This is a genomic window from Verrucosispora sp. WMMA2121 (assembly GCF_027460185.1).
Lineage (GTDB): Bacteria > Actinomycetota > Actinomycetes > Mycobacteriales > Micromonosporaceae > Micromonospora > Micromonospora palythoicola.
The window spans coordinates 1695001-1706481 of record NZ_JAPZBH010000004.1 but is presented as its reverse complement, the minus strand read 5'-3'; the positions used below and the strand labels follow the sequence as shown (position 1 = coordinate 1706481).

Genomic DNA, 11481 nt, shown 5'->3' with positions numbered 1-11481 from the left:
CCGAGAACGATGAAGATCACCGACTGCCAGGGCCGGTCCCAGTGGGCGGCGAGCACGCCCGCGCCCAGGGTCACCGCCGCGATCAGCGCGCCGCCGACCAGGATCTGCCGGCCCAGCCCCGCGCCGAGCACCGACTCCTGCGGCGAGCGTGGCACCCGGCGCAGGGAGCCCGGCTCGGCCGGTTCGGCGCCCAGCGCCACCCCGGGCACCCCGTGGGTGAGCAGGTTGATCCAGAGGATCTGGGCCGGCAGCAGCGGCACGGGCAGGCCGAACAGCGGCCCGAGCAGCATCACCGCGATCTCGGCCACCCCACCGGAGAGGGCGTAGCGCAGGAACCGGCGGATGTTGTCGTAGATCCGGCGACCCTCACCGATCGCGGCGGTCACCGTGGACAGGTCGTCGTCGACCAGCACCAGGTCGGCCGCCTGCCGGGCCACCTCGGTACCGCCACCCATCGCCACCCCGATGTCGGCCCGGCGCAACGCCGGCGCGTCGTTGACGCCGTCGCCGGTCATCGCCACCACATGACCCCGGGACTGCAACCCGGCGATGATGTCGAGCTTCTGCTCCGGCTGCGTACGCGCGTACACCCGGGTCGCCGGTGGTGCCGCGGCGGGATCACCGTCGTCACCGCGTACCACCGGGTCGCCCTCGCTCCACAGCCCCAGCTGACCGGCGATGGCCGCCGCGGTGGCCGGATGGTCGCCGGTGACCAGCACCAGCCGCACGCCGGCGTCGGCGAAACCGTCGGCGATGTCCGGCGCCGCGGCGCGCAGCGGATCGCCGACCGCGACCAGACCCAGCGGGCGCAACCCCTCGGGACGCGCGGGGTCGGCCGGCGCGGTGTCCAGCACGGCGGCGGCCAACGCCAGCACCCGCAGCCCGGCACCGGCCAGCCGGTGCGCGGCGGCGGTCAGGGCGGCCAACTCGTCGGCGTCGGCGTCGAGCAGCGGCGCGGTGAGCACGTTCTCCGGGGCGCCCTTGCACACCACCAGGTAGCGACGGTCGCAGGAGCGGTGCACCGTGGTCATGCGGCGTAGCTGCTGGTCGAAGGGGTGCTCGGCGACCCGGGGCCAGGCGTTGCGGATGGTCTGCGGATCCAGGCCGCAGCGGGCCGCGAAGGCCACCAGGGCCGCCTCCAGCGGATCGCCCACCGCACCCCAGCGGGGTCGCTGCTCGGTCGGCGGGGCGAGGGTCGCGTCGTTGCAGAGCAGCCCGGCCCGGGCCAGCCGACGCAGCTCGTCCGGCACCGCCACCGGCGCGCCGTCGCGGTGCACCGTGCCGTGCGGGGCGTACCCGCTGCCGGTGACCCCGAACACGGCACCGTCGCCGGTGACCGCCGACTGCACGGCCATCCGTCCCTCGGTCAGGGTGCCGGTCTTGTCCGAGGCGATCACGGTGACCGAGCCGAGCGTCTCCACCGCGTGCAGCCGGCGGGGGATCGCCCGGGCCGCCGCCATCCGACGTGCCCCCAGCGCCAGCGCCAGCGTCACCACCGCCGGCAGCGACTCCGGCACCGCGGCGACCACCAGGCTCACCGCGGTGACCGCCATGTCCACCAGGGGACGACCGCTGAACACGCCGACGGCGAAGACCAGCCCGGACAACACCACGGCGACGACGCCGAGGATCCGGCCGAGCGAGGCGAGCCGGCGCTGCAACGGGGTCGCCGTCGGCCGGGTGCTGGCCGCCAGGGTGGCGATCCGGCCCAGCGCACTCGTCGCGCCGGTGCGCACCACCGTGCCGACGGCCCGACCGGTGGTCACCACCGTGCCGGCGCTGGCCTCCTCGCCCGCCGCCCGGGACACCGGCACCGACTCGCCGGTCAACGCCGACTCGTCCAGGTGCAGCCGGCTCGCGTCGTGCAGCAGCAGGTCGGCCGGGACCACGTCGCCGGCCTCGACCCGGACCAGGTCGCCCCGGACCAGCTCGGTGGCGGGCAGCACCGCGTCCCGGCCGTCCCGCACCACCCGGGCGGTCGGCGCGGCGAGCTGGTCGAGCGCGGCGATGGCCCGGTCGGCGCGTACCTCCTGCACCACCCCGATCGCCGTGTTCACGGCGACCACGAGCAGGATCACCACGGTGTCGGGGTAGTCCCGCAGCACCGTGGTGACCACGGCGGCGGCCAGCAGCAGGGCGACCAGGGGATCGGAGAGCTGGTGCAGGACCCGCGTCGCCAGATGCCGGCGGGGCGGTGTCGCGGCGGCGTTGGGGCCGTCCGCCTGTAGCCGCCGGGCGGCCTCGGTCGAGCTGAGCCCGGTGGCGGGTGCCGTCACGACGATGCTCTCCCCGCGTACGCCACCGTCCGCGACCTGGACCTGTCCGGTCACCGTCCGCTCCGCCCTGTGCGTCGGGCGCACCCCGACGGCCCGCCCCTTCGACACCAGCCTCGCCGAGGCCGGCGCCGCCCGGCAGGGGCGATCCGCCCGCGCGCCCCGGGACCAACGGCCCTGCCAGCCCGTCCCACCGTGGTGTCGGTGATGCCGCGCGCAGCTGGCCCGTCGGGCCCGTACCGACTGCCGCCCGAGCGACATCGGTCATGATCCGAGCAGCATCCGTGCTGCTGCTGCCTCCGTCCGGTCCGAGGCAGCAGCAGCACCGAAAGTGCTCGCCGTGGCGTACCCGCCCGACGCTGCGGCTCAGCGTTCGGCGACCAGGCGGCGGGCCCGCAACAGGCGGGCCCACCAGGGGCGGGCAGCCCGGGGAGCCGGAGCGCGTACCCCCCGGAAGCTGACCCAGCCGCCCGGGCCCATGGTCAACCGCGCGACCGCGGGTGGCCTGCGCCGACCCAGCACCGTCACCCCGGCGGTGACCAGCCCGACGGCCAGCACCCCGGCGGTGGCGACCAGCAGTCGATCCGGGTCGGGCAGCGGCCGGTACCGCACGCGTCCGGCGGTCGCGACGAACACGCCGACCGGGCGTCCGTCGCGGGTCACCGGCACCAGAGCGGCCGGCGGCGTGCCGGGCAACTCCAGCACCGGCCCGACCGACAGCGGCGGTGCCGGCTGCTGCGCCGTTTCCGGGGCCGGTCGGGGCTGGGCCAGCGGCACCGACCCGGTGGCATTGAAGATGGCGGTCATCTCAGGCACCTCCTATCGGGCGTCGGAGCCGACGCAGTCCGGCGTCACCGCGGCCCGGCCGGCGGCCAGGCGGGCGATCGGCACCCGGTACGGCGAGCAGGAGACGTAGTCGAGTCCGGCCTCGGCGAAGAACTCCACCGACTCCGGGTCACCGCCGTGCTCGCCGCAGACCCCGACCGTCAGCCCGGGTCGCGCCGCGCGGCCCTCGGCCACCGCCAGGCGGACCAGCCGGCCCACCCCGGCGACGTCGACGGTCTCGAACGGTGACGCCTCGACGATGCCCCGCTCCAGGTAGTCACCGAGGAACGAGCCCTCCCCGTCGTCGCGGGAGAACGCCCACGTGGTCTGGGTCAGGTCGTTGGTGCCCAGGGAGAAGAACTCCGCCTCGCCCGCGATCGCCCCGGCGGTCAGCGCCGCGCGCGGCGTCTCGACCATCGTGCCGACCGGGATCGGCGGCGCACCCGGCACGGTGGCCAGCACGTCGGCCACCTCGGCCCGCACCGCCGCCAGCTCGTGCACGTCGACGACCAGCGGCACCATGATCTCCGGGCGCGGGTCGCCGCCCTCGGCCACCCGCCGCGCCGCCGCCTCCGCCACGGCCCGGACCTGCATCGCGAACAGGCCCGGCACCACCAGACCCAGGCGGACCCCGCGCAGGCCCAGCATCGGGTTGCTCTCCTGCATCCGGCGGACGGCGGCCAGCAGCACCGCGTCGCGACCCGGCTGCTGCCCGAGCGCCTCCGCCCGGGCCACCCGCGCGGCCAGTTCGGGCAACGGGGGGAGGAACTCGTGCAACGGCGGGTCGAGCAGCCGGATGGTCACCGGCAGGCCGTCCATCTCCGCGAGGATCGCGACGAAGTCCTCCCGCTGCAACGGCAGCAGCTCCGCCAGCGCGGCGTGGACCTCGTCCAGCCCGTCGGCCAGGATCAACCGCTCCACCAGGGCCCGGCGGGCACCGAGGAACATGTGCTCGGTCCGACACAGCCCGACCCCGTCCGCGCCGAGCGCCCGCGCCCGCGACGCGTCGGCGGGAGTGTCGGCGTTGGCGCGTACGCCGAGCCGGCGCACCGAGTCCGCGTGCCGCAGCAGCCGGTCCACCGCCGAGACCAGCCGGTCGGACTGCGGCGCCAGTTCACCGGCGAGGTAGCGGGTCACCGGGGAGGGCCGCACCGGCACCTCGCCGAGATAGATCCGCCCGGTGGTGCCGTCGATGGAGACTAGGTCACCGGCCCGGACCGTGGTGTCGCCGACCCGGAACTCGCCGCGCTCCGGGTCGATCTGCAGCGCCTCCGCGCCGCAGACGCAGGTACGCCCCATGCCCCGGGCGACCACGGCGGCGTGCGAGGTCTTGCCGCCCCGGGCGGTGAGGATCCCGGCGGCGGCGATCATGCCGGGCAGGTCGTCGGGGTTGGTCTCCCGGCGGACCAGGATCACCGGCCCGTCCGCCGCGGTCGCGGCGGCGTTGTCGAAGACCACCCGGCCGGCGGCGGCCCCGGGGGAGGCACCCACGCCCGTGGCGAGCGGCTCGGGCGTGGCCTGCGGGTCGAAGGTGGGGAACATCAGCTGGGCCAGTTGCGCCCCGCTGACCCGGGTCAACGCCTCGTCCCAGCTGATCAGACCCTCGTCGGCCAGTTGGGCGGCGATCACGAACGCCGCCGCCGCGGTGCGCTTGCCGACCCGGGTCTGCAGCATCCACAACCGGCCCCGTTCGATGGTGAACTCCACGTCGCACAGGTCCCGGTAGTGCCGTTCCAGCGTCGTCATGATCCCGGTCAGCCGCCGGTAGCTGGCCGGGTCGAGCCGCGACAGCTCGTCCAGCCCGACCGTGTTGCGGACTCCGGCCACCACGTCCTCGCCCTGGGCGTCGGACAGGTAGTCGCCGTACACGCCGGGCGCGCCGGTGGCCGGATCGCGGGTGAACGCCACCCCGGTACCCGAGTCCGGGCCCAGGTTGCCGAAGACCATCGCCATCACGTTGACCGCCGTGCCCAGGTCGTCGGAGATGTGCTCGCGGCGTCGGTAGAGCACCGCCCGGGAGGCGTTCCACGACTCGAAGACCGCCCGGATCGCCAGGTACAGCTGCTCGTGCGGGGCCTGGGGGAACTCGTGACCGACCCGGTCGGCGAACACCTTCTTGTACGTCTCGACCAGGCCGTGCAACTGCTCCGCGGTCGGGCCGTCCGGCCCGGCGGTGGCCCGCAACGCGTCCAGTTCCCGGTCGAACTCCTCGGCCGGCACGCCGTGCACCGTCCGACCGAACATCTGGATCAGCCGTCGGTACGAGTCCCAGGCGAACCGCTCGTCGCCGCTGATCCGGGCCAGCCCGGTCACGGTGGCGTCGTTGAGCCCGATGTCCAGGATCGTCTCCATCATCCCGGGCATCGAGTAGCGCCCGCCGGAACGGACGGCCAGCAGCAGCGGTTCGGCCGGGTCGCCGAGCCGCCGGCCCAGCCGCACCTCGACCTCCCGCAGATGAGCGTTCACCTCGTCGAACAGTCCGTCGGGCACCGCCTTGTCGGCGAGGTACGCCCGGCAGGCGTCCGTGCTGACGGTGAATCCGGGCGGCACCGGCAGCCCGAGCCGGGTCATCTCGGCGAGGTTGGCGCCCTTGCCGCCGAGCAGGTCGGCCATCTCTCGGCCACCCTCGATGAAGTCGTACACGTACCTGGTCATGACCCGGCCTCCACTTCGCCGTCGATGCCTCTGCCTCGTTGGTAGCAACGCCGCATCCCGCGGGGGCAGGGCCGAAAGCCGATCCGAACCGGGCCGGTGGTCCCCACCCGCAACGCGTATGGTCGGCCGGTGACCGATGACCTGCGGCTACGCCCGGTACGCGAGGACGACCTGGTGGAGTTCTTCGTCCACCAGCTCGACCCGGAGGCCAACCGGATGGCCGCCTTCGGCGCCGAGGATCCGACGGACCGGCGGGCGTTCGCCGCGCACTGGGTCCGCATCCTCACCGGCCCGGAGAACCTGGCCCGCACGGTGACCGTCGACGGCACCGTGGTCGGTCACGTGCTGGCCTTCCCGGTCGGCGACGAGTTCGAGGTCAGCTACTGGATCGACCGGGCGCACTGGGGCCGTGGGTACGCCACCCGGGCCCTGACCGCGCTGCTGCGGGACGTCACCCGCCGGCCACTGTTCGCGCGAACGGCCACCGACAACGCCGCGTCGCTGGCGGTGCTTCGCCGCTGCGGCTTCGTCGTCCGGGGGACCGAGCGGGCGTACGCCCCGGGCCGCGGCCACGAGATCGACGAGTACGTCCTGGAACTGCCGCCGTCAACCGGCACCGACCCGGCGTGATCCGCCCCCTGAAACCGGGGCTGACCAGGGCGGCGACTACCCTCGCGGGGTGAACTGGCTGGAACTGGTCGGCTGGGCCGGCTCCGCGTTGCTGGTCTGGTCGCTGCTGCAGACGCGCATCCTGCGGCTGCGCGCCCTGAACCTGGTCGGCTGTGCCGTCCTGATCGGCTACAACGCCACGATCCGGGTGTGGCCCATGGTCGGGCTGAACGTGGTGCTGGCCGTGATCAACATCTGGTACCTGCGGCGGCTGCTCACCACCCGCCACGACGAGCAGACCTACCAGGTGGTGGAGGTGGGTGCCGACGACGCGTTCCTGGCCCACACGCTGCGGGTGCACGCCGCCGACATCGCCCGGTTCAACCCGGGTTTCCGTCCCGACCGCCCGGTCGGTCGGTCGGCCTTCCTGGTGGTACGCGCCGACGAGGTCGTCGGTGTGGTACTGGTCCGCGACGTCGGCGACGGGGTGGCCCAGGTCGACCTGGACTACGTCACTCCGCCGTTTCGTGACTTCACCCCCGGCGAGTTCGTCTACCGGCGCAGCAGCCTGTTCACCGACCGTGGGTTCCGCCAGGTGCTGAGCCCACCGGGCATGATCGCCCCGTACTACCACCGCCTCGGGTTCCGCCGCGCGGGGGAGTCGTACGTGCTGGACCTGCCGGCGCCGGCGCTGCCGCAGGGCTGAGCGCGCGCCCCGGCCCCACCTGGTGATGATTCACCGCCGGAGCGAGTGGGCATAGGCTCCGCTACGCCGGCGGGGCCGCCACCGGCGGCGCCACGGGGCGCGGTCCAGCGAGGGAGAACCAGGCGTGCAGAGCTACTGGAGCCAGCTGGCCCTGGTCGCGGTCCTGATCGTGGTGAACGCGATCTTCGCCGGCAGTGAGCTGGCGCTGGTGTCGCTGCGCGACAGCCAGGTCCAGCGACTGGAACGCAGCGGACGCACGGGTCGGGTGCTGGCCCGGCTGGCCCGCGACCCGAACCGCTTCCTGGCCACCATCCAGATCGGCATCACGCTTGCCGGGTTCCTCGCCTCGGCGGCCGCCGCGGTGTCGCTGGCCCAGCCGCTGGTTCCGCTGCTGGACGGCGTCTTCGGCCGGGCCGCCGGCCCGATCTCCGTGGTGCTCGTCACGCTGGTGCTGACCTTCATCACCCTGGTCTTCGGTGAGCTGGCCCCGAAACGGATCGCCATGCAGGTTCCGGAGCGGTGGGCGCTGCTCGTCGCCCGCCCGCTGGATCTGCTCGCCGGCTTCACCCGGCCGGTCGTCTGGGTGCTCGGCGCCACCAGCGACCTGGTGGTACGGCTGGTCGGCCTGGACCCCAAGCCCGAGCGGGACGAGATCAGCCCGGACGAGCTGCGGGACATCGTGGCCGGCCACCACGGCTTCACCAAGGAGCAGCAGACCATCATCGCCGGCGCGGTGGAGATCGCCGAGCGCAGGCTGCGGGCGGTGCTGGTGCCGCGGCTGCGGGTCTTCTGCCTGGACAGCGGCACCACCGCGGAGGCCGCCCGACTCGTGCTGGCCGCCTCCGGGCACTCCCGCGCGCCGGTGGTACGCCACGGCGGCCTGGACGACTCGGTGGGCGTCATCCACCTGCGGGACCTGGTCGGCGTCGGTGACGATCAGCCGGTCGACGAGTACGCCCGTCCGCCGCTGCTGCTGCCGGACTCGGTGCCGGTGGTCGACGCGCTGCGCCGGTTCAAGGCCGAACGCCAGCACATGGCCCTGGTCGTCGACGAGCGCGGCGCCGTCGAGGGCATCGTCACCCTGGAGGACATCCTCGAGGAGATCGTCGGGGAGATCTACGACGAGACCGACCGGGATGTCGGTGCGGTCCGCACCGACGACGACGGGGCGCTGCTGCTGCCGGGCACCTTCCCCGTCCACGACCTGCCCGACATCGGCGTGGAGCTGCCCGGACGGCCGGACGGCGACTACACCACCGTGGCCGGGCTGCTGCTGGCCGGTCTCGGCCGGATCCCGCACGCCGGGGAGCAGCTCACCGTCGACGGCTGGCGGCTGGAGGTGACGCTCGCCGACGACCGCGCGGTCTCCGGTGTCCGGCTGCGCCGGACGGCGACGGGACCCGCGGACCCGGACGCTGCCGAGACGACCGGACAGGCGGCGGACGAACCCGACGCGCAGCCGGACGCGGCAGGGCCGTCGGTCGACTCCCCGTCGGTGCTGGACCGCACCCGGCACTGAGCACCGTGCGAACGGGTCCGACCGCGCGGGCCGCCGACGTAGCCACGCACAGCCGGCTCAGGCAGGCTCCGGGCCAGCGTCGCGCGGCCGACCCGGATCGGGCGGACCAGGCAGCGGCGGGTCCAAGCGCACCCGGTGCACCGGCACCTGCCAGGTGCTCCGAGCGAGCAGTCGGGCCAGCGCGCGGATCGCCCAGGGACCGGACGGGTGCCGTTGCGGACCGATCAGCCGTCCACTCAACCGGCCGTACCAGTGCCGGGTGACGACCAGGTCGGTCAGCCGCAGCGGGCCGTCGGCGGGGCCACGCAGCACGAGGTCCACCACCCGACCCAGGCGCCGGCCCTGAGGGTCGTACGCGGTACGCCCCAACAGGTCACCCGCTCGCACGGTGCGCCCCCGGAATCCGATCGATCACGTGCCGGCGCAACCACTGCTCCACCGGCGAGGTGGGCAGTTCGTCGGCCCGCACCCGCAGCCACACCGCACTGTCGACCCGTTCGACGAGCGCGTACGGGATGCGTAGCGGCGCCATCGGCCGGTCCGTGACGAATCGCTCGGCGGTCAGCACCAGCATCCGGCCGAGGCGACCGCCCACCCGCTGGCCGAGCGCACCCGGCCCGCTGAGCAACGACCGCAGGTACGGCACCCCGTCCGCGTCGAGCGCGAACTCCACGTCGTCGACCTTGCCGATCAGCCGCCCGTCCCGGTCGACCAGTTGCCGGTCGAGCAGCTCCTGGCTGACCTGGATCCTCACTGGCCCATCCTCGTACCGATCGCCAGCGGCACGGCGACGATCGAGGCCGCGAGGATGACCAGCAACAGCACCGCGCCCAGCAGGTTGAGAGCACGGCCGTTGACCCGGTCACCGAGGTAGGTGCGGTCGTTGGCGACCACCAGGATCGGCAGGTAGGTCAGCGGCAACGCCACCGCGCTGATGATCAGCATGTACTCGGTGAGGGCCACCGGATCGACCGTGGTGAGCAGCGCGAGCACCCCGAGCAGCACGCTGACCAGCAGCACCGTGTGGAAGCGGGCCGCCTCGTGCGGGCTCACCCGTTTGCCCCACTGCCAGCCGAAGTACTGCGCGGCCGCGTACGCGGCGGACAGACCGGTCTCCAACGCGGCGCCGAAGGTGACCGCGAAGAACGCCAGCGCGGCCACGGCCAGGCCGACCGAGCCGAAGGCCAGCACCACCGGATGGGCGACCTGGTCGAGACCGTCCACCGACAGGCCGGCGGGGCGCAGCACCACCGTCGCCGTGGCCATCAGGGACAGCGCGAGGAAGCCGCCGACCGGAAAGCCGACGAGCACGCTGAAGCGGGCGTCGGCCAGGTCGGTGGCGCTCCACCGTTCCTCGACCCCACCGGAGGAGAAGAAGAAGACCTCGTACGGGCTGACCGTCGAGGCGAACAGCGCGACCGCGACGAACCAGTACGCCCCCCATCCCTGACCCGAGTCGCCAGGTGTCACCGCACCGCGCCCGAGCGCCGCCCAGTCGGTCGGCAGCCAGAACAGGGCGACGGCGAACACCACCAGGGCGAGCCCGGCCAGCCCGAAGACCCGTTCCATCACCGGGAACCTCATCCGCCAAAGCACCAGCCAGACCGCGATCCCGGCGACCGGCACCCAGAGCAGGTACGGCACGCCGGTGGCAAGCCGCAACGCCAGCGCCACCCCACCCAGTTCGGCGGCCAGCGTGATCACCGTGACCAGGTACGACGCCACCAGGTTGAGCAGCGCCATCCGCGCGCCGAGCCGCTCCCGGACCAGGTCGAACACCGCCCGCCCGGTCACCGCCGCGATCCGTCCGGCCATTTCCGCGTACGCGCAGATGGCGACGACCCCGAGCAGCAGCACCCAGGTGTGCGCCATGCCGAAGCGGGCACCGGCCTGGCCGGCGGCGACCAGGTCGCCGATGTCGACGAAGCCGCCGACCGCGGACAGGATGCCGAGCGTGGCGGCGAGAAGCTTCCTCACGTCGGCGGTACGGGCTCGGTCATCGACGCGACGATAACGCCACCAAAGCCGCCAGCTACCCGAAACCGCCCTCAGCGCTGCTCAGGCACGGCGGTGACGATGAGCGGCGGTCGGGCAGCGCGCAGTGTCCTGTCGACGGTGTGCGGCCGGCTCGGCGACCCGACCGCCCTGGTCGGGGCGCGGCTCCGGTCAGTCCGTGGCCGGGTAGAGGTTCTGGAGGCGGACCTGGCCACGGGCGACCAGCCGCCCGTCCGCGTCCGTGATCTCCACCTGCCACAGTTGCTGGCTGCGCCCCCGGTGCACCGGGGTGCCGACCGCGACCAACTCACCCTCGCCCACGGCCCGCAGGAAGTCGGTCTGGTTGGACACGCCGACCACCCGCCCGCGCTCACCCAGCCAGACACCGGCGCCCAGGCTCGCCGCCGTCTCCACCACCGAGCAGTGGACCCCGCCGTGCAGGATGCCGTACGGCTGGTGCAACTCCGGGCGAACCCGCCAGCGAATCGTGACCCGGTCCCCGCTGATCTCGTCCAACTCCAGTCCGAGCAGGGCGAAGAAGCCACCCGACATCGTCGACACGTCCACGGACACCTCCATGATCTTGGACTGGTCAGCCTAGTGCCGGTGCCTGTCGCCGGAACCCGGTAGGGCCGGACCGGGCTGATGGGGGACAATCGGTGATCGTGACCGACAGCACCCTCCCGCCGGCCCGGCGGGACTCCCTGACCGATGACCTGCGCTGGCGGGGCCTGCTCCAGGACTCCACCGACCCGGACGAGCTGCGCGCGCTGCTCGACGGCCCGGGAACCGCCTTCTACGTGGGCTTCGACCCGACCGCGCCGAGCCTGCACGTCGGCCACCTGATGCAGGTCACCACCGCCCGCCGCCTCCAACTCGCCGGGCACCGGCCACTGCTG

11 protein-coding genes (1 of these 11 only partly in view) are annotated in these 11481 nt (G+C 73.8%); 4 read left to right on the top strand and 7 right to left on the bottom strand.

Going from position 1 to position 11481, the window contains the following annotated elements; genetic code table 11:
• From O7605_RS08600 to ppdK, 3 genes are all read right to left on the bottom strand, one after another.
• On the bottom strand, positions 1-2330 hold a 2330-nt coding region (locus O7605_RS08600; RefSeq protein ID WP_269738652.1), incomplete at its 3' end, for a cation-translocating P-type ATPase.
• Positions 2331-2639: 309 nt separating this feature from the next.
• Positions 2640-3080: a hypothetical protein gene (locus tag O7605_RS08595; protein WP_269737366.1), complete on the bottom strand. Its 441-nt coding sequence runs from the start codon at positions 3078-3080 to the stop codon at positions 2640-2642.
• Positions 3081-3092: 12 nt separating this feature from the next.
• On the bottom strand, positions 3093-5753 hold the full coding sequence (gene ppdK / locus O7605_RS08590; RefSeq protein ID WP_269737367.1) for a pyruvate, phosphate dikinase: 2661 nt from the start codon (positions 5751-5753) through the stop codon (positions 3093-3095).
• A gap of 129 nt (positions 5754-5882) precedes the next feature.
• Here ppdK and O7605_RS08585 point away from each other — a divergent pair, with 129 nt between their 5' ends.
• From O7605_RS08585 to O7605_RS08575, 3 genes are all read left to right on the top strand, one after another.
• Positions 5883-6383, top strand: a complete 501-nt coding sequence (locus O7605_RS08585) for a GNAT family N-acetyltransferase (protein WP_269737368.1) — start codon at positions 5883-5885, stop codon at positions 6381-6383.
• 49 nt (positions 6384-6432) lie between these two features.
• Positions 6433-7068: a hypothetical protein gene (locus O7605_RS08580; RefSeq protein ID WP_269737369.1), complete on the top strand. Its 636-nt coding sequence runs from the start codon at positions 6433-6435 to the stop codon at positions 7066-7068.
• 124 nt (positions 7069-7192) lie between these two features.
• The gene (locus tag O7605_RS08575) at positions 7193-8587 is read left to right on the top strand and encodes a hemolysin family protein (protein WP_269737388.1); all 1395 of its coding nucleotides are present in this window, start codon (positions 7193-7195) and stop codon (positions 8585-8587) included.
• Positions 8588-8644: 57 nt separating this feature from the next.
• Here the strand turns inward: O7605_RS08575 and O7605_RS08570 are convergent, their stop codons facing one another.
• From O7605_RS08570 to O7605_RS08555, 4 genes are all read right to left on the bottom strand, one after another.
• The gene (locus O7605_RS08570; RefSeq protein ID WP_269737389.1) at positions 8645-8974 is read right to left on the bottom strand and encodes a PRC-barrel domain-containing protein; all 330 of its coding nucleotides are present in this window, start codon (positions 8972-8974) and stop codon (positions 8645-8647) included.
• The gene (locus tag O7605_RS08565; RefSeq protein ID WP_269737390.1) at positions 8961-9341 is read right to left on the bottom strand and encodes a hypothetical protein; all 381 of its coding nucleotides are present in this window, start codon (positions 9339-9341) and stop codon (positions 8961-8963) included. The genes O7605_RS08570 and O7605_RS08565 overlap by 14 nt, the downstream gene beginning before the upstream one ends.
• Positions 9338-10564 carry an NRAMP family divalent metal transporter gene (locus O7605_RS08560; protein ID WP_269737391.1) on the bottom strand — a complete coding sequence of 409 codons (1227 nt, stop codon included), beginning with the start codon at positions 10562-10564 and terminating at the stop codon, positions 9338-9340. The genes O7605_RS08565 and O7605_RS08560 overlap by 4 nt, the downstream gene beginning before the upstream one ends.
• 189 nt (positions 10565-10753) lie before the next feature.
• Entirely contained in the window at positions 10754-11134 is a 381-nt protein-coding gene (locus O7605_RS08555) for a PaaI family thioesterase (protein ID WP_281583303.1), read from the bottom strand.
• Positions 11135-11241: 107 nt separating this feature from the next.
• Between O7605_RS08555 and tyrS the strand changes: the two genes are divergently transcribed.
• Positions 11242-11481, top strand: partial view of a tyrosine--tRNA ligase gene (gene tyrS / locus O7605_RS08550; protein WP_443083851.1) — the beginning only. The gene runs 1053 nt beyond the window's last position; the window shows 240 of its 1293 coding nt (coding positions 1-240); it begins with the start codon at positions 11242-11244; its stop codon lies beyond the right edge, outside the window.